General features: G+C 37.1%; 18 protein-coding genes, 1 pseudogene and 1 other annotated feature. Of the genes and pseudogenes, 15 read left to right on the forward strand and 4 right to left on the reverse strand.

The genetic code is table 11. From position 1 onward, the window contains the following. Window positions 1–73: 73 nt before the first annotated feature. Window positions 74–670 (reverse strand): GNAT family N-acetyltransferase, encoded by a 597-nt coding sequence (locus GTH24_RS07920; protein WP_164526200.1) that lies wholly within the window; start codon window positions 668–670, stop codon window positions 74–76. A 263-nt stretch (window positions 671–933) separates the two neighbouring features. On the opposite strand from GTH24_RS07920, the gene GTH24_RS07925 reads away from it, so the two are divergent. Together GTH24_RS07925 and GTH24_RS07930 are read left to right on the forward strand one after the other, a co-directional pair. Beyond that, entirely contained in the window at window positions 934–1,272 is a 339-nt protein-coding gene (locus GTH24_RS07925) for a tRNA-binding protein (RefSeq protein WP_181879807.1), read from the forward strand. 108 nt (window positions 1,273–1,380) lie between these two features. Beyond that, window positions 1,381–2,070 carry an AraC family transcriptional regulator gene (locus GTH24_RS07930; RefSeq protein ID WP_164526201.1) on the forward strand — a complete coding sequence of 230 codons (690 nt, stop codon included), beginning with the start codon at window positions 1,381–1,383 and terminating at the stop codon, window positions 2,068–2,070. On the opposite strand, the gene GTH24_RS07935 is transcribed toward GTH24_RS07930, so the two are convergent. Beyond that, window positions 2,071–2,514, reverse strand: a complete 444-nt coding sequence (locus GTH24_RS07935) for a PACE efflux transporter (RefSeq protein WP_164526202.1) — start codon at window positions 2,512–2,514, stop codon at window positions 2,071–2,073. Between the two features lie 17 nt (window positions 2,515–2,531). Here GTH24_RS07935 and GTH24_RS07940 point away from each other — a divergent pair, with 17 nt between their 5' ends. Next, window positions 2,532–4,100: a hypothetical protein gene (locus GTH24_RS07940; protein WP_164526203.1), complete on the forward strand. Its 1,569-nt coding sequence runs from the start codon at window positions 2,532–2,534 to the stop codon at window positions 4,098–4,100. A 50-nt stretch (window positions 4,101–4,150) separates the two neighbouring features. Here GTH24_RS07940 and GTH24_RS22150 read toward each other — a convergent pair. Together GTH24_RS22150 and GTH24_RS07955 are read right to left on the reverse strand one after the other, a co-directional pair. Next, window positions 4,151–5,224, reverse strand: a pseudogene (locus GTH24_RS22150) (acyltransferase family protein). A gap of 73 nt (window positions 5,225–5,297) precedes the next feature. Beyond that, window positions 5,298–5,528, reverse strand: coding sequence for a DNA polymerase III subunit theta (locus tag GTH24_RS07955; protein WP_164526206.1), 231 nt, complete (start codon window positions 5,526–5,528; stop codon window positions 5,298–5,300). Window positions 5,529–5,806: 278 nt separating this feature from the next. Here GTH24_RS07955 and thrS point away from each other — a divergent pair, with 278 nt between their 5' ends. From thrS to arnA, 12 genes are all read left to right on the forward strand, one after another. Further along, window positions 5,807–7,735 (forward strand): threonine--tRNA ligase, encoded by a 1,929-nt coding sequence (thrS, locus tag GTH24_RS07960; protein WP_072070370.1) that lies wholly within the window; start codon window positions 5,807–5,809, stop codon window positions 7,733–7,735. Window positions 7,736–7,738: 3 nt separating this feature from the next. Next, window positions 7,739–8,278, forward strand: coding sequence for a translation initiation factor IF-3 (gene infC / locus GTH24_RS07965; protein WP_036937410.1), 540 nt, complete (start codon window positions 7,739–7,741; stop codon window positions 8,276–8,278). 93 nt (window positions 8,279–8,371) lie between these two features. Then, the gene (gene rpmI / locus GTH24_RS07970) at window positions 8,372–8,569 is read left to right on the forward strand and encodes a 50S ribosomal protein L35 (RefSeq protein WP_004263702.1); all 198 of its coding nucleotides are present in this window, start codon (window positions 8,372–8,374) and stop codon (window positions 8,567–8,569) included. Between the two features lie 41 nt (window positions 8,570–8,610). Continuing rightward, on the forward strand, window positions 8,611–8,967 hold the full coding sequence (rplT, locus tag GTH24_RS07975) for a 50S ribosomal protein L20 (protein ID WP_036937406.1): 357 nt from the start codon (window positions 8,611–8,613) through the stop codon (window positions 8,965–8,967). A gap of 104 nt (window positions 8,968–9,071) precedes the next feature. Next, window positions 9,072–9,194, forward strand: a sequence feature (Phe leader region). A 100-nt stretch (window positions 9,195–9,294) separates the two neighbouring features. Beyond that, window positions 9,295–10,278, forward strand: coding sequence for a phenylalanine--tRNA ligase subunit alpha (gene pheS, locus GTH24_RS07980; protein ID WP_072070368.1), 984 nt, complete (start codon window positions 9,295–9,297; stop codon window positions 10,276–10,278). Window positions 10,279–10,292: 14 nt separating this feature from the next. Further along, on the forward strand, window positions 10,293–12,680 hold the full coding sequence (pheT, locus tag GTH24_RS07985; RefSeq protein ID WP_072070366.1) for a phenylalanine--tRNA ligase subunit beta: 2,388 nt from the start codon (window positions 10,293–10,295) through the stop codon (window positions 12,678–12,680). 4 nt (window positions 12,681–12,684) lie between these two features. Beyond that, on the forward strand, window positions 12,685–12,981 hold the full coding sequence (gene ihfA, locus GTH24_RS07990) for an integration host factor subunit alpha (protein ID WP_036937394.1): 297 nt from the start codon (window positions 12,685–12,687) through the stop codon (window positions 12,979–12,981). 361 nt (window positions 12,982–13,342) lie between these two features. Continuing rightward, entirely contained in the window at window positions 13,343–14,350 is a 1,008-nt protein-coding gene (btuC, locus tag GTH24_RS07995; RefSeq protein WP_164526207.1) for a vitamin B12 ABC transporter permease BtuC, read from the forward strand. Window position 14,351: 1 nt separating this feature from the next. Further along, complete coding sequence (locus GTH24_RS08000) at window positions 14,352–15,098, forward strand: vitamin B12 ABC transporter ATP-binding protein BtuD (protein WP_072070363.1); 747 nt, start codon at window positions 14,352–14,354, stop codon at window positions 15,096–15,098. Between the two features lie 135 nt (window positions 15,099–15,233). Beyond that, window positions 15,234–16,379 (forward strand): UDP-4-amino-4-deoxy-L-arabinose aminotransferase, encoded by a 1,146-nt coding sequence (arnB, locus tag GTH24_RS08005; RefSeq protein ID WP_072070361.1) that lies wholly within the window; start codon window positions 15,234–15,236, stop codon window positions 16,377–16,379. Then, the gene (arnC, locus tag GTH24_RS08010; protein ID WP_115349627.1) at window positions 16,380–17,360 is read left to right on the forward strand and encodes an undecaprenyl-phosphate 4-deoxy-4-formamido-L-arabinose transferase; all 981 of its coding nucleotides are present in this window, start codon (window positions 16,380–16,382) and stop codon (window positions 17,358–17,360) included. Beyond that, a complete protein-coding gene (gene arnA, locus GTH24_RS08015; protein WP_072070358.1) occupies window positions 17,360–19,342 on the forward strand; it encodes a bifunctional UDP-4-amino-4-deoxy-L-arabinose formyltransferase/UDP-glucuronic acid oxidase ArnA in 1,983 nt (660 codons plus the stop codon). Before arnC ends, arnA begins: the two co-directional genes overlap by 1 nt. Window positions 19,343–19,345: the final 3 nt, after the last annotated feature.

Genomic DNA, 19,345 nt, shown 5'->3' on the forward strand with positions numbered 1-19,345 from the left:
GGTAATTAAGGAGCAATTATGATAACAAATTAAACAGCAAAAAAGTTATTTTTAAGCATAATAATCTTAATGTTTATTGGTATTTCTTCATTAACCACTCTAAATGTATTTTTACTGAGTGCCAGTCATAATCAGTAATACTATAAACACATGTATCCCTTTTTTGACCGCCTGTAGTTAGTCGATGATTGCGTAAAATACCATCAAGTTTTGCACCTAGGCGTTCAATTGCTTTGCGGCTTGTTTGGTTTAATATGTGAGTACGAAATTCAACCGCAATACACTGCAACTCTTCTAGCGCATATTTAAGTAATAGGTATTTAGCTTCAGTGTTAATTCCTGTTCTTTGTACTTCTTTTGCATACCACGTTGAGCCTATTTCTAACCTTGGTGTTTGGTTATCAATATTCATAAATGTTGTTATACCTACAATACGGTTATTTGCTTGAGAATAAATGGTGAAGGGCAACATTAATCCTTTTTGTTGTAATTGAAGCTTATGTTCGATATCACGTTTCAATTCTGTTACTGAAGGAACAGTCGTAAACCAAAGTTCATCGGGTTTATCTTTCTTAATTAACTCATATAAGTCTGAATAGTGATCCATACTAAGTGGTACTAAGCGTACGAGCTTTCCTTCAAGAGTTACCCAGTCTGTTATTTTTTTCATTTCATATTTTCCCGCTTTAGCATGAAAAGACTCACCATTAAGAATACTTTTTATACATAACAAATTTATGAAATGGTACGACTATTTAAATAATGGTTAAAAATACGGAAAATTATTAATAATTTAAATAGTGAAAAAATAGAATAGGATGATTCTTTCTCAACAGAGAATGATTGTCTTGCTACAGGTGAGGTTGCATGATGCATGTTAATCTATAACTCAGTAATCAAGATATCACTGTAAATAAAATAGATTGGTAAAAAATGATAAATGTAATTGAATGGGATGATTTTCTCCGTGTAGAAATGCGTGTAGGAACAATTATTAGTGCCGAAATTAATAAAAAAGCGAATAAACCTGCTTATGTTATGGAGGTAGATTTAGGTGAGTTGGGTATTAAACGGTCTAGTGCCCAAATTACGGTAAATTACACACCTGAAGAACTTGTTGGACGCCGTATTTTATGTGTTTGTAATTTCCCTGTTAAGCGTATAGCTGGCATTAAATCCGAAGTGCTAATTACCGGAGCACCAGATGAAACCGGTGCGATTGTATTAGCTGAATTTAATTTACCTTTACCTAACGGTTCACGTTTGGCTTAAGTTTTTTTAACATAATAATTTTCTAACAAGATACTCTTCGATAGTGATGTTCGGTTGAGTTTTGATATAGTGTTTATCAACCAGTGAATTGAAAAGGAGGAGTGTCTTTTGTTATTACCTCAATTACATTTACGATGTTATACACAAGAGACTGTATCTCATCAGCATGATAATTTATGGCAGATTATTTTTGGGTTGTCTGGCTCGATGGAGGTTAACTTTAATCGAGAAGATTTTCTTATTTCTAATCAAAATTGCTTAATTATCCCTCCAACTATTAATCATGCTTTTTCTGGCAATAAAGATAATAAAAATCTTATCTTAGAATTGCCCGTAACTTCACAATGGCAATTGAGTGAAAAGGGGGGGCAATTCGCTTTGTCACCTGCTGCTATAGGGTTATTAGAGTGGTTGCATCAATATCCCCAGCCTCCCGAGCAATATTCAACAATAACACGACTTTTACTTGCTCAAATGGAAATACAAAAAGATTGGCGTGATAATCTTGATGCGTGGTTAGCAAATAAGTTACATATGCCACTCACAACACATGATATTGCATTAGCATTTAATACTTCAGCAAGTACGTTACAACGAAAAATGAAATCTGAGCTGGGTATGTCTATTATGCAATATGTGACTAAACAGCGACTTAATAAAGCCGCTGAGTTATTGAAATATACATCCACAAATATTGAGAATATTGCTTTAGTGGTAGGTTATGATTCTCATTCCGCATTTAGCCAGGTATTCCGCCAATACTTTAATAAAAGTCCTTCAGAATATAGGGAAACCTAATTATTGCGTTGCTTCATTTTCGGCTGAGTAAATTCGAGGACATAATTTATCGAAAATTAGCGTAAACAAATAGGTATAGATAAAAAAGAACACCAAAATGGTGATTTCCATACTTATAGCTTTTATAAAAACAACGTTATACCACCACATATAGAGTGGGATCGTAAAGAAAAACAAACCTAATTCAAAGCTAATAGCATGGATAAGGCGTATAATAATTGTACGTTTTTCTATTTTTAGTTTTAGCTCAAAAAATTCAAAGAAAGAATTAAAGATATAATTCCAAATTAGGGCAATAACAGACACAGCAATTGCGACGGGCAGTGAATTATGCGATTGGCTTTGGCTTAATATTGCAAGTAAAACAGTGCTTAATAAAATCGCGAGAGTTTCAAAAGTAATGGCATAGACTAACTTACGAGGACGAGGCTTTAGATAAAACACGTTATACACCTAATGTATTGAAGTATGATCCTGATCAGTTTGAGAGAAGATTTTTAGATAACATAGGATTTATAACGAAAACATTCAAAACTATTAGTGAATTACAAAGTGAAGGTAATATTACAGTTGGATCTACTGTTGACGTATTAGGTTTCCACCAAGTTGGGTTTGGTAAATCATCTTGGATAAAAACAAGTGAAATTGTAGAGCCAAATAAATTACCCATTGATCTCGGAGATTTCGCTATTAGTGATAAATACGGATATAAGTATACACTTGTTGAAAACTTAGCTAATGGTATCACTATAGAACAACTTGGCGCACTTCCGTACGATAACACTAACCCATCAGTTAAGCATGATTTGTCGCCTTTCTGGTTACTTATAATGAAAATTCAAAAAACTAGATCGCCTTACAGGGTTAATGTTAGATTTGAAAATCGAAGTTATTATACATCCAAAGGTATGCTTGTTCGTGAATGGACATCCTTCAGAGCATCTGGAAAGTATGGTGTTCAAATATTTGTGGGAACAGAGTTATATACTGAAGAAGAAGTGCCTCATAGTTCTATGGGAAATTTTAGCACATGGTATTCATTACAATCTTTCCAATTAGGGATTGTTCACGATAAAGATAATTTTCCTCGATCTATAAATATTGAAGGTATTGATTTTGTGACTGCATCAGGGTTTCATACTGACTATGGTTTATATACTCCATATTTAACAGACTCGGAAATTAAGGCGTGTCGTTTTGTTGGCAATAATATTGGCCATGAACTTAAAGATGTATATTCAAATGAATTTGATAGATTGATATTTACTGCAAGAACAAATACAGAAAGCAAGGCTGGGGCATATTCAATAAGAGGTAGAAAGAGAAGTGCTGAATACGGAACAGGGACATCTAATATTTTTAGTAGGTGTGGTTATACTGATTATGTTTTAGGGTTTGTAATTGAAGGAATGGCATATTCCTCATTTACATCATGTTATACAGAAGGGAATAAAAGTGAGGTTATTGGATATTTTATTAAGGGATGTCAAGGCATCTCAATAATAGAATGGGGGTGTGAAAAATTAACATCAAAGTCAGGCAATCAAATGTTATTTAGAATATCTGAAAGTTCTGTGGATATTACTGGGTTAAATTTAACTTGGATGATTAATACCAACGGGAATACCGTATTACATATAGATAGTTACTCAGTAGTTACAGCATCTGGAATTAATATTACAGGGGTGACAAATAAAAATATCGGGGTTATTTTAAGAACTGATGATACATGTAATGTTATAATAAATCCTGTTAAATATCCATCTAGTATCTTAAGCGAAGATATTGCTAATGACTTAGGAATTAATACTATTATGTTTGGCATTGGTGGAAACTTCGGTGTTGAAAACAATACAGTCAATCACTCTTATGAATTTAATAATTTGAATAGTAAAACAAACACTAAAAATAAAAAAGAAGGTATTGCGAGGTGGGATAAGGAGCGATCAGTAAATGTTTACGCAGCAGGTTCTTTACCAACAGATAAATGGATTAATGCTGATGGTTCTATAGCTTATAGCCCAAAATAATAAAATTATTAACAGGGGTTGTAATCACCCCTAGTTAATTTATTTTTTCTTTAATATTTCAATAATTTTCTACAAATAATAGCAGACGGTTTTTCAATATATTTATATGAAAAATATGATATAAAAATAGATGTTGTTACCAGTATGAAAAATCTACTTAACCCGCTTGATGCGGAAAAGAAACTTCCTCCAAAATTATTATAAAATAATACAACGATTAAATGACATAAATATAATGAGTATGATATATCACCAAGAAATGATATCCATTTTATGTTATTTTTATTTTTGTTTTTAATCTCGAACAGAATCAATGAAATTATTAAAGGAGCTATAAACACCACAGATCTATCAACTCCATGCCAGGAGTTGAATCCAGTCAAATAGCAATAGATAAATAGCGTTGATGATAATAATAATATTAACGTTCAATTAATCTTATTTGAAATAAACTCACCGTAATTTTTAATAAAATCATACATCAACATGCCGACTATAAATATTAACATCATTGATGAGGATAAAATATTTATTACACCTAGATTTTCCTTATTTATCCCCCCCTTAGCTCCTAATACAAATTCACCATTAAAATATAATTGTAGTGAAATTGTTGACATAAATATTATGAATGAGCAAACGTATACTCTATATTTATGTGAAAAAAACATAGAAATCATGAAAATAAAATAAAATGCTATTTCATAGAACAGGCTCCACGCAACCACTAAAAATGAATATCCATAGAAAGGTGCTCCATCGCTATATTTTTGTGGATATATAAGCATTCCATTTATAACATTTTGGATAGATATATTTTTTCCAGATAGAAAAAGTAGTAATATAAAAATAGCAAGGAAAAATAAATAAACAGGATATATTCTAAAGATTCTTTTTATTACGAATGAAAGCTTAGACCTGTCATTCTCAGTAGCATAACAAATAATAAATCCGCTAATGATGAAAAAAGCATCAACTCCTATTTCTCCCCACCTAAATAGCAGATTACCTAAATCTTGTTGAGAATAAACCCCGTTCAGTATGTACCTGAAGTGGAATAATACCACGAATAGTGCCGCTATTCCCCTCACATATTGAATTGAGTGTATAGTTCCCTTTCTCATAATAAAGTCTCATAATTAATTTGTAATTAAATTTCAATCTATAAATATTATCATTTATCCATATATCTTAGAATCACTCTGTCTTCAAATACTGCACCGAGTTCCCATCAGGCAACTTCTTACTTCTCTCACGATAAAATGCTAATCGTTCATTAAAGTACTCGCTCATATGTGCTGGTTGTTGCCGTTCAACTTCGGACGCGACAACTGGCATATTGAGGCGTTCTTTATATGCGACACCACTTGCGGCTAAATCGACATTAACTTTGTCTTTTTCTTCTTGAGTTAGGTTTGCGAGGTTCATAGCAGATCCGGTTAGTTTTTGGAGAGTATAGCAGGGTGTGGAATTAAGATGCTGATGCAACTAACGATATATAATTTTTTTTCACTATGATACTATCGCGTCCGAGTTAGAGTAGTTCGCCAACACATTTTGAGGTACTTTTGCTAAATGTGTACACAATGGTGTACATAACTTGCAGTGTGAAGCAAGTAGATGCTACTAACGTATTAAATTTTAAAGAAAAATGATGTTTGCATGTGATCTTGCGTATGGGTCACCACTGTAAATAAGGATTTTAAATGCCAATTATTACTCTTCCTGACGGAAGCCAACGTCAATTTGAAAATGCAGTTTCTGTCATGGATGTCGCTGCAGATATCGGTCCTGGACTTGCAAAAGCATGTATTGCAGGCCGTGTTAATGGTGAACTGGTAGATGCCTGTGAGTTAATCGAACATGATTCAAATCTAGCGATTATTACAGCAAAAGATGATGAAGGTCTTGAAATTATTCGTCACTCTTGTGCTCACTTATTAGGGCATGCCATTAAACAATTATGGCCACAAACCAAAATGGCGATTGGTCCTGTTATCGAAAATGGTTTCTACTACGATGTAGATTTAGACCATTCTCTCACGCAGGAAGATTTAGAAACTCTAGAAAAACGCATGCTAGAGTTGGCGAAAACAGATTACGATGTTATTAAAAAACGCGTAAGCTGGGCTGAGGCTCGTGAAACATTTGTTTCTCGTGGTGAAGATTATAAAGTTGCTATTCTTGATGAAAATATTAGTCAAGATTCACAACCAGGTCTTTATCATCATCAAGAATATGTTGATATGTGCCGTGGACCACATGTTCCAAACATGCGTTTCTGCCATAACTTTAAGTTACAGAAAATCGCAGGTGCATATTGGCGCGGTAATAGCGATAATAAAATGCTACAACGCATTTATGGTACAGCTTGGGCTGATAAAAAACAGCTAAAAGCCTACTTAAATCGCTTAGAAGAAGCTGCAAAACGTGACCATCGTAAAATTGGTAAACAGCTTGATTTATATCATATGCAAGAAGAAGCACCAGGTATGGCTTTCTGGCATAATGATGGTTGGACAATTTTCCGTGAGTTAGAAACATTTGTACGTTGTAAATTAAAAGAATATGATTACCAAGAAGTAAAAGGTCCATTTATGATGGATCGTGTTCTTTGGGAAAAAACAGGTCACTGGGAAAACTACAAAGAAAACATGTTCACAACTTCTTCGGAAAACCGTGAATATTGTATTAAACCAATGAACTGTCCTGGTCACGTACAAATCTTTAAACAAGGTTTACGTTCTTACCGTGATTTACCATTACGTATGGCTGAATTCGGTAGTTGTCACCGTAATGAACCGTCAGGTGCATTACATGGTTTAATGCGTGTTCGTGGCTTTACACAAGATGATGCGCATATCTTCTGTACTGAAGAACAAATTTTAAGTGAAGTAAATGACTGCATCAAATTGATTTATGATGTATATTCTACTTTCGGATTTGAAAAAATCGTTGTTAAGCTGTCTACTCGCCCAGAAAAACGTATCGGTGAAGATGCATTATGGGATGTTGCGGAAGCAGACTTAGCAAAAGCCTTGTCTGATAATAATATTGAATTTGAATATCAACCGGGTGAAGGGGCGTTTTACGGCCCTAAAATTGAATTTACACTTTACGATTGTTTAGATCGTGCATGGCAGTGTGGTACAGTACAATTAGACTTCTCACTACCAGGTCGTTTAGGCGCGTCTTATGTCGCTGAAAACAATGAGCGTAAAGTACCTGTTATGCTTCACCGAGCAGTGCTAGGATCCTTAGAACGTTTTATTGGTATTCTGACAGAAGAGTACGCAGGATTCTTCCCAACTTGGTTAGCACCACAGCAGGTTGTCGTGATGAATATCACGGATGGACAGGCTGATTATGTACAAAAACTCGTCAAAGAATTGCAAGATGCCGGAATTCGTGCAAAAGCAGACTTGAGAAATGAGAAGATTGGCTTTAAAATTCGTGAACATACTTTACGTCGTGTTCCGTACATGCTTGTCTGTGGTGATAAAGAAGTTGAATCAGGCAAAGTGGCGGTTCGTACTCGTCGAGGAAAAGACCTTGGCAGTATTGACGTTAACGAATTTAAAGAAAAGCTTCTGCAAGAAATTAGAAGCAGAAGTCTTCATCAGTTGGAGGAATAAGGTATTAAAGGCGGAAAAAGAATTCAATCAACGCGTCAGAATCGCATCAATGGTGAGATTCGCGCTCATGAAGTTCGTTTAACAGGTTTGGATGGCGAACAGATTGGAGTTGTTAGTCTGAAAGAGGCTCTTGAGAAAGCCGAGGAAGCAGGTGCTGATTTAGTTGAAATTAGTCCTAATGCCGAGCCGCCGGTTTGTCGTATTATGGACTACGGCAAATTCCTCTATGAGAAAAGTAAGACTCTCAAAGAACAGAAAAAGAAACAAAAAGTTATTCAGGTCAAGGAAGTTAAATTCCGTCCTGGTACAGATGAAGGCGACTATCAGGTCAAACTACGCAACCTGATTCGTTTTCTTGAAGATGGCGATAAAGCTAAAGTCACGCTACGTTTTCGTGGTCGTGAAATGGCACACCAACAAATCGGTATGGAAATGCTTAACCGTATCCGTGAAGATTTGGATGAACTGGCTGCTGTTGAATCTTTCCCTAATAAGATTGAAGGGCGTCAGATGATCATGGTGTTAGCGCCGAAGAAGAAATAGTCGGGCAATTCAAGTAATAGCGTCAGCCTTAATGGCTGATTGCTATTCGCCTCATTATTTTATGTTATCAACAATGCGAAGTGGATTATAGAAATGCCAAAGATTAAAACAGTACGCGGCGCAGCTAAGCGCTTTAAAAAAACTGCTGGTGGTGGCTTTAAGCGTAAACATGCTAACCTCCGTCACATTCTGACTAAAAAATCAACTAAGCGTAAACGTCATTTACGTCCAAAAGGCATGGTCTCTAAAGGAGATTTAGGTCTGGTCGTAGCTTGCTTACCATACGCATAAGTATCATTTTTTTAACAGAATATAGACATTAGGAGTTTAATATGGCTCGTGCTAAACGCGGCGTTGTTGCCCGTGCTCGTCACAAGAAGATTTTAAAGCAAGCTAAAGGTTATTACGGTGCACGTTCACGCGTATATCGTGTAGCTTTCCAGGCTGTTATCAAAGCTGGTCAATATGCGTACCGTGACCGTCGTCAGAAAAAACGTCAGTTCCGTCAGCTGTGGATTGCGCGTATCAACGCAGCAGCTCGTCAGAACGGTATGTCTTATAGCCGTTTCATCAATGGTCTGAAAAAAGCATCCATTGAAATCGACCGTAAGATTCTGGCTGACATCGCTGTATTCGACAAAGTAGCATTTGCTGCTTTAGTTGAAAAAGCGAAAGGTGCTCTGGCTTAATTATTAAGTCAATGGAAGAGGGAGTTTTCTCCCTCTTTTATTTTGTCTAAATTTGTGGCTTAATGATATAAATTCAATAAGTTAATATTTGAAGAGACATTACTCATGTTAAATATCGCTTTTTTCCGTTTCTTTTTTTACTTTAGCGCCTAAATTAAGGGGCTTTTGCGCGTAAGAAAAGAAACGAAAAGTAGCGCCTGAGCCTCCAATATGGAGGCTTTTTTGTTTTCAGATCCCAATACTGGGTTAGAAACCAAAAAGGGCAATTTTATTCGTCATCATTGATAACAACTAATAGACCTCATCAGGTCAAAGGAAGAGGAAACGATGCCACATCTCGCTGAACTCGTTGCTCAAGCTAAAGCAGCTATCGAAGAGGCACAGGATGTTGCTGCGCTGGATTCGGTTCGTGTTGAATACTTGGGGAAAAAAGGTCATTTAACGCTTCAGATGTCCACGCTGCGCGACTTACCCGCGGAAGATCGTCCAGCTGCAGGGGCTGTCATTAACCAGGCTAAACAAGAAGTTCAGCAAGCGCTGAACTCTCGTAAAGAAATTATGGAATCAGCATTATTAAACGAACGTTTATCTGCTGAGAAAATTGATGTTTCTTTACCTGGTCGCCGTATTGAAAACGGTGGTCTACACCCAGTAACTCGTACAATTGAACGTATTGAAACTTTCTTTGGCGAATTAGGGTTTTCTGTAGAATCAGGCCCTGAAATTGAAGATGATTATCATAATTTTGATGCGTTAAACATTCCTGCTCATCATCCAGCAAGGGCTGATCACGATACATTCTGGTTTGATGCGAAACGTTTACTGCGTACGCAGACATCTGGCGTGCAAATTCGTACCATGCAAGATAAACAACCACCTATCCGCATTATTGCACCAGGTCGTGTATATCGTAATGACTACGATCAGACTCACACACCAATGTTCCACCAAATTGAAGGTTTAATTGTTGATAAAGATATCAGCTTTACCAATTTGAAAGGAACACTGCACGATTTCCTGAAAAACTTTTTTGAAGAAGATATGGAAATCCGTTTCCGTCCTTCCTATTTCCCATTCACAGAACCTTCTGCTGAAGTTGATGTTATGGGCAAAAATGGTAAATGGTTAGAAGTGCTGGGTTGCGGTATGGTTCACCCAAATGTATTACGTAATGTAGGTATTGATCCTGAAGTTTATTCAGGTTTTGCGTTCGGTATGGGTATGGAACGTTTAACTATGTTACGTTACGGTGTCACCGATTTGCGTTCATTCTTCGAAAACGATCTTCGTTTCCTCAAACAGTTTAAATAAGGTGGGATTATCTCATGAAATTCAGTGAACTTTGGTTACGTGAGTGGGTAAACCCAGCGATAAGTAGCGAAGAACTTTCTGAACAGCTGACAATGGCTGGTCTTGAAGTTGATGGTGTTGAAGCTGTTGCCGGTGATTTTCACGGTGTGTTTGTTGGCGAAGTTGTTGAATGTGGGCAACATCCAAACGCAGATAAATTACGTGTGACTAAAGTCAACGTAGGCGGTGAGAGATTATTAGATATCGTTTGTGGCGCACCAAACTGCCGCCAAGGCCTAAAAGTTGCAGTCGCAACAGTAGGAGCTGTATTACCGGGCGATTTCAAAATTAAAGCAGCAAAGCTGCGTGGTGAACCTTCAGAAGGTATGCTGTGCTCATTTTCTGAGTTGGCTATTTCAGAAAATCATGAAGGCATTATTGAATTGCCTGCCGATGCACCTATTGGTATGGATATTCGTGAATACTTAAAATTAAATGATAATACTATTGAAATTAGCATTACACCAAACCGCGCTGATTGCTTAGGTATTTTAGGTGTTGCTCGCGATATCGCTGTTATCAATAAAATGGAATGCCAAGTACCTGATATGTCGCCGGTTGCAGCAACTTCTTCAGCGATATTTCCTGTTCGTGTTGAAGCGCCAGAAGCGTGTCCTCGATATTTAGGTCGTGTTTTCACCAATATGAATGTGAAGGCAAAAACACCTTTATGGATGCAAGAAAAATTACGCCGTGGTGGTATTCGTTCTATTGACCCAATTGTTGATATAACTAACTTAATTCTACTCGAAATGGGTCAGCCTCTGCATGCGTTCGATCTTGATCGTGTTGAGGGAGCTGTCGTTGTTCGCATGGGTAAAGAAGGTGAGAAACTAACTTTACTTGATGGCAATGAAATTACATTAAAAGATGATGTTCTAGTTATTGCTGATGAAAAACACGCATTAGGTATGGCGGGTATTTTTGGTGGCGAATCCTCAGGTGTTAATGAAGAAACCAAAAATGTATTTTTAGAGTGTGCATTCTTCTCTCCATTATCCATCACAGGTCGTGCACGCCGTTATGGTTTACATACAGATGCTTCTCATCGTTTTGAGCGTGGTGTTGATTCTGAGCTTCAATACAAGGCAATGGAACGTGCAACTAAACTACTGTTAGAGATTTGTGGTGGTGAAGTTGGTGAAGTGATTGATGTAACCAATAAAGCATATTTACCTAATATTGCACCAGTTAAATTAACTCGTAACAAGTTAGACCGTTTATTAGGTCACGTTATTGATGACGCACAAGTTCTGGATTCATTAACTCGTTTAGGTTTCACCGTTACTGTTGAAAATGATGGTTGGTTAGCAAGCGTTCCTTCATGGCGTTTCGATGTTCAAATCGAAGAAGATCTTATTGAAGAAGTTGCTCGTATTTATGGTTACAACAATATTCCTGATGTGCCATTACGTGCTGATTTAGTGATGACTAATCATCGTGAAGCAAACTTGTCATTGAAACGCGTTAAAACAATGCTGGTAGATAATGGTTTCCAAGAAGCTATCACTTATAGCTTTGTTGATCCGAAGATCCAAGCTTTATTACACCCAAATGAAGAAGCATTAATTCTACCTAATCCAATTTCAGCTGATATGTCAGCAATGAGATTGTCTCTACTGACCGGATTATTAACGACCACTGTATATAATCAAAACCGTCAACAATCTAGAGTTAGGTTATTTGAAGCAGGTCTGCGTTTTGTTCCTGATAATCAAGCAGAATATGGAATACGTCAGGAACTGATGCTGGCTGGTGTGATCGCGGGCAACCGTTATGAAGAACATTGGGCTTTAGAGAAGCAAACTGTTGATTTCTTTGATTTGAAAGGTAATATTGAATCAATTCTGGAATTGACAGGCCAGCTAGATGAAATTACATTTAAAGCAGCTAATCATTCAGCACTTCATCCGGGACAAAGTGCTGGGATTTATCTGAGAAATGAATACATTGGCTGTATTGGCGTTGTTCATCCAGAGCTTGAACGCAAACTTGACTTAAACGGTCGTACGGTAGTATTCGAAATACGTTGGAATGCAATTGCAAATCGTAGTTTACCACAAGCAAAAGCAATTTCTCGTTACCCTTCGAATCGTAGAGATATCGCTGTAGTTGTTCCGAATGATGTTGCTGCAGAAGATATTTTAGCTGAATGTAAGAAAGTTGGCGGAAATCAAATAGTTGGCATAAACTTATTTGACGTGTATTGTGGTAAGGGAGTAGCAGAGGGCTATAAAAGCCTCGCTATTAGCATAATCTTGCAGGATATCGAGCATACACTGGAAGAAGATGAGATTGCTGCAACAGTAAGTAACTGTGTCGCAGCATTGAAACAGCGATTCCAAGCATCCTTGAGGGACTAGACCTATGGCGCTTACAAAAGCTGAAATGGCAGAAAATCTGTTTGAAAAACTTGGTGTTAGCAAACGCGATGCAAAAGACCTTGTAGAAGCCTTTTTTGAGGAAGTGCGTCGTTCTCTTGAAAATGGAGAACAGGTGAAGCTGTCTGGATTCGGAAACTTTGACCTGCGTGATAAAAATCAGCGCCCAGGTCGTAATCCGAAAACAGGGGAAGACATTCCTATTACGGCTCGCCGTGTTGTTACTTTCCGCCCTGGACAAAAGTTAAAAAGCCGGGTTGAAAGCGCAACACCAAAAGAGTAAAAATTAAAAACACCCAAAACGGCTTTCTATTGAAGGCCGTTTTTTTTGCTTTTTTATCCATACTTTTATTATGACTCTCCAATTTAGAGGATGTTTTATTTATCAGATATTATCTGAATAAATATTTGTCTTTAGATTGAGGATTTTTTGTTTTTTAATAACCTACGTTTCTTATTGTTTATCTTGTTTATCATTTAGTTAAATACTGTAATCATAGACACATCTCTCTGTCATTATTCACTCCCAATTAAGGTGTTTTAAAATTAGCTTTTCATCATTGAATACGAACATGTTATGTTGCATTAAAGGTATTTTATAAATAAAAACGATGAAAAAAGCGGTAGTGGTAATAGGGAATAAAATGAGTAAAGATAATCCTCTTATTGAACTTAAAAAAAAGCAAAGTATTGGCGATAGAAAAAAATTATTCTTGATGGCATCAATATTGAGTCTGCTTTTTGTTTTTTCCCTTTCTCTTGGTGAAATTTCCTTATTTCCACATCAGTGGTTAACCGATGATGCTAAATTATTTATTTGGCAAATTCGATTACCAAGAACACTTGCTGTCATGATGGTAGGAGCAAGTTTAGCCATTGCTGGCGCTATTATGCAGGCTTTATTTCAAAACCCGTTGGCAGAGCCAGGATTATTGGGGGTAAGTAGTGGTGCTGGTGTGTGTATTGTATTACTGATTGTTTTACACGTTGGTTCAAATCCTTGGTTAATAAGCAGTGTGGCAGTATTAGGCGCGTTAGGTATTACTATTTTATTAATGTGTTTTGCTCAAATAAAAAAACTGTCTAATGCCCAGTTGCTATTAATAGGTGTAGCATTAGGTGTTATGGCGAGTGCCGTCATGACTTGGCTGGTTTATTTCAGTTCAGCTTTAGATTTAAGACAATTAATGTATTGGTTGATGGGGAGTTTTGGGGGAATTGATTGGCGTCATCAAGTATTATTTTGGGCTCTTATTCCGATAATTGCGATCCTAATTTTACACGCAGATATTCTGAATTATTTATCATTAGGTTCGTTTAGGGCAAAGCAATTAGGAGTATCAGTTAATCGATGGCGCAATGGATTTATCTTAGCTGTCGGTTTATTGATAGGGCTAAGTGTGGCGATAGCAGGTGCTATTAGTTTTATAGGTCTTGTTGTGCCTCATTTATTACGATTAAGTGGCATAACTCATTATAAAACACTGTTACCTGCGTGCGCACTCACGGGGAGTGGGTTGTTATTACTTGCTGATCTTTTATCTCGCTTGATGCTAAATGGTGCAGAAGTTCCGATAGGTGTGATTACGGCAACACTTGGTGCCCCTTTGTTTATCTGGTTATTAGTAACAAAAGAGATGGGACGTTTGTAATATGGCGCTGCTTAAGCTTGATAATTTGAATGTTGATAATCGACTTCATACATTTACAGAGCTTGTGGATTATGGTGAACGTATTCACTTAATTGGTGCGAATGGTGCAGGAAAAAGCACACTTTTAATGGCTATAGCGGGAGAGGTTTCATTTAGTGGCGGAATTATTCTAAACGAAACCTCAATAAGACATTATAAATATGATGATCTTTCTAGAATGCAAAGCATTGTTATACAACAATTAGAGGCTTTGTCTTTTATGCCCGTTTTTCATTACCTCGCTTTATATCACAAAGTGTCTGAAATGGACGTTGAGCAATTAAATATATTGTTGAGTGATTTTCAGATTGATGATTTATTATCAAAAAATATTCATCATTTGTCTGGGGGGGAGTGGCAACGTATCAGGCTCGCTGGCGCATTTATTCAGTTATGGTCAAGTTACGATTTAAAAGGAAAGTTAATGTTACTTGATGAACCAACGAATAATCTAGATGTCGTGCAATTGGCAATTTTGGACAAATGGCTTGATATATTTTGCCAACAAGGTGGTACAGTTATTATGAGTACACATGATTTAAATCATTCCTATCAAAAAGCAGACAGAATTTGGCTAATAAAAAATGGATATTTGATTGATTCTGGATCACCTGCGCTCTTATTGGACGAAAAATTATTATCAACTACATTTAATACGAATATCAAATGCATCAATGATGTTGATCATATTGATTGGCAAGTTTTTTAATATTATGGCTATTGAGATGATTATCCCCAAGTAATTATTAAGGTTTTTTTAATGTTTTCTTAATAAGACGGATGTCGGTGAGCAATAGTTTGTATATAATTGTTTTTATTCATTCATTAATTAGGCTACATTTTTATGAGTCATTTCCTTCCTTTCTCTCGCCCTGCGATTGGCGATGAAGAAATCAAAGCCGTTGAAGATGTATTGCGTTCAGGTTGGATCACAACAGGCCCTCAGAACCATCAATTAGAGCAAGACTTTTGTGAAAAATTTGGTAGCAAACATGCTATTGCAATTTGCTCGGCCACTGCGGGTATGCATGTTGTTCTAATGGCTATGGGGATTGGCGCAGGTGATGAAGTTATCACACCATCACAAACGTGGGTGTCAACCATTAATATCATTACATTACTAGGCGCAGAGCCGGTGATGATTGATGTTGACCGTGATACTTTGATGGTAAGTGCAGAGGATGTCAAAAAGGCGATTACCCCTAGAACGAAGGCAATTATTCCGGTTCATTATGCCGGTGCGCCTTGTGATCTGGATGCATTACGAAAAGTAGCACAAGATGCGGGAATTCCTCTTATTGAAGATGCAGCACATGCGATTGGCACACGCTATAAAAATGAATGGATTGGTGAAAAAGGAACCTCTATTTTCTCTTTTCACGCTATTAAGAACGTAACTTGTGCTGAAGGTGGATTGGTTGTTACTGATAATGACGAATTAGCTAATCGAGTACGTTGCTTAAAATTTCATGGCTTAGGTGTTGATGCTTTTGATAGACAAATTCAAGGGCGCAAGCCTCAAGCTGAAGTTGTTGAGCCTGGTTATAAATATAATTTATCTGATATTCATGCCGCTATTGCTGTGGTGCAATTAGGGCGTTTAGAGGAAATGAACGCGAAACGTGCTGAATTAGTGGCACTATATCGTGAAAAACTAAAAGACTCACCATTAGAGATGTTGAGTATTCCTGAGTATCCTCATTTGCATGCTAATCACCTATTTATGGTGAGAGTAGATAAAAGCATTTGTGGTATCGATCGTGATACTTTTATGGAAAAGTTGAAGCAAAAGGAAATTGGTACAGGGCTTCATTTCCGTGCGGCGCATACACAAAAATATTATCGTGAGCGCTATCCCGCTTTATCCCTTCCTCAATCAGAATGGAACTCTGCAACGTTATGCTCGCTGCCATTGTTTCCTGATATGAGTAATCAAGATGTTATTCGCGTTGTAGATGCGATCAATGAAATTCTTTCGGAGCATATCTAAGTGTCAACATTTGATAAAATCAAAAAAGTATCGGTTGTAATCCCCGTTTATAACGAAGAAGAGAGCCTTCCTCAACTTTTAGAGCGTACTATAAAAAGCTGTAAGCAATTAAAACAAGAGTATGAGCTGATCTTGGTTGATGATGGTAGTAGTGATAATTCAGCCAAAATGTTAGAAGAAGCAGCCGCTATTGAAGAAAATCACGTAATTGCAATTATTTTGAATCGTAACTACGGTCAACACTCTGCAATTATGGCTGGATTTAACCAAGCTGATGGTGATTTAATCATTACATTAGATGCAGATTTACAAAACCCACCTGAAGAGATCCCTAGACTCGTTACAACCGCAGAAGAAGGTTATGATGTTGTGGGAACCCGTCGTCGCAATCGTCAAGATTCATGGTTTCGTAAAACAGCTTCAAAAATGATTAACTCCATGATAACCAAGGCGACAGGTCGTTCTATGGGAGATTATGGATGTATGCTACGTGCATATCGCCGCCATATTGTTGAAGCGATGTTACAGTGTCACGAAAGAAGTACCTTTATTCCTATTCTTGCGAACACATTTGCTCGTCGTACTATTGAAATTGATGTCGCACACGCAGAGCGTGAATATGGTGATTCAAAATATAGTTTTTTAAAGCTAATTAATCTGATGTACGACCTTTTAACTTGTCTTACTACAGCACCACTACGTTTATTAAGCATTGTCGGCAGTGTGATCGCTGTTTCTGGCTTTGTTTTAGCATTACTTCTAATTGTTTTGCGTATTATTTTCGGTGCAATGTGGGCCGCTGAAGGTGTATTCACACTTTTCGCAATCTTATTTATGTTTATCGGTGCGCAGTTCGTTGCAATGGGCTTATTAGGTGAATATATAGGCCGAATTTATAATGATGTAAGAGCGCGTCCTCGGTATTTTATCCAAAAAGTGGTTGGTGTTAACAAACCCAACGAAGATCAGGAAAAAGACTAATGAAAGCAATAGTATTTGCCTATCACGATATCGGCTGTGTTGGTTTAAAAGCACTTGAAAAAGCGGGTTATGATATTCAGGCTGTATTTACCCACACTGACGATCCAAACGAAAATCATTTCTTCTCATCAGTGGCTCGTGTGAGTGCAGAAATGGGATTGACAGTATTCGCGCCTGAAAATGTCAATCATCCATTATGGATTGAACGTATTCGTGAAATGAAACCTGATGTCATTTTTTCTTTCTATTATCGTCACATGTTAAGTGATGAGATCCTGAATTTGGCACCTAAAGGCGCATTTAATTTACACGGTTCTTTATTACCAAAATACCGTGGACGTGCACCAATTAATTGGGCGATTGTGAATGGTGAGACAGAAACGGGTGTTACTCTGCATAAAATGACAGCGAAAGCTGATGCGGGTGATATCGTTGCTCAAGAAAAAGTTACCATCACAGACAATGATACTTCTCTGATTTTACATGAAAAAGTAAGAGAAGCAGCGAATAAATTACTCTCTAGTGCATTACCACATATTGCATCAGGTGATTATTCAACAACTGCACAAGATGAAAGCCAAGCTACTTACTTTGGTCGTCGTTGTGCTGATGATGGTTTAATCGACTGGAATGCGGACGCAAAAACAGTTCACAATTTAGTGCGTGCCGTTACTGAACCATACCCAGGTGCATTTACTTTCTTAGGTGAACGTAAAATGATTATCTGGCGTTCTCGTGTTGTTGCAGATAATCAAGGTAAGCGTCCAGGTACAGTTATATCAACAGAACCTTTAGTGATTGCATGTGAGAAAGGCGCAATCGAAGTGGTAACAGGTCAAAGTGAAAATGGCCTTTATGTTCAAGGAAGCCGTTTAGCGGCTGAAATGGGCATTGTGACAGATGTTCGCGTTGGGCCAAAAGCAACGGCACAGGTTAAACGTCGTAAACGTGTTCTTATTTTAGGTGTGAATGGCTTTATTGGTAACCATTTAACAGAGCGCCTATTGAAAGATGATAACTATGATATCTATGGTATGGATATCGGTTCTTCTGCAATTGAACGCTTTATTGGTAACCCACGTTTCCACTTTATTGAAGGTGACGTGAGTATTCATACAGAATGGATTGAATATCACATTAAAAAATGTGATGTTATTCTGCCATTAGTGGCTATTGCAACGCCTATCGAATATACCCGTAATCCATTACGTGTCTTTGAATTAGACTTTGAAGAAAACTTAAAAATTGTACGTTATTGTGTTAAGTATAATAAACGTATTATTTTCCCATCCACATCAGAAGTTTATGGCATGTGTGATGATAAAGAATTTGATGAAGATAATTCACGTCTGATTGTTGGCCCTATCAATAAACAACGTTGGATTTACTCTGTATCTAAACAGCTATTAGACCGAGTTATTTGGGCTTATGGTGCTAAAGAAGGTCTTAAATTTACATTATTCCGTCCGTTTAACTGGATGGGACCTCGTTTAGATAACTTAAATTCAGCGCGTATTGGTAGTTCTCGAGCCATTACACAATTAATTCTAAATTTAGTTGAAGGTTCACCAATTAAATTGGTTGATGGTGGTGAGCAAAAACGTTGTTTCACTGATATTAATGACGGTATTGAAGCGTTATTCCGTATTATTGAAAATCGTGATAACAAATGTGATGGTCAAATTATCAATATTGGTAACCCAACTAACGAAGCAAGTATTCGCGAATTAGCAGAAATGCTGTTAGATTGCTTTGAAAAACATGAGTTACGTGGTCATTTCCCTCCATTTGCTGGCTTCAAGAAAATCGAAAGTAGTAGTTACTATGGTAAAGGCTATCAAGATGTTGAACACCGTAAGCCTAGCATTAAAAATGCAGAGCGTTTATTGGACTGGAAACCAAGTATTGAAACCCGTCAAACTGTAGAGGAAACATTAGACTTCTTCTTACGTGGTGCGGTTGAAGAATTAGGCGATAAATAGGAT

The sequence above is a fragment of the Proteus vulgaris genome (assembly GCF_011045815.1).
Classification (GTDB): domain Bacteria; phylum Pseudomonadota; class Gammaproteobacteria; order Enterobacterales; family Enterobacteriaceae; genus Proteus; species Proteus vulgaris_B.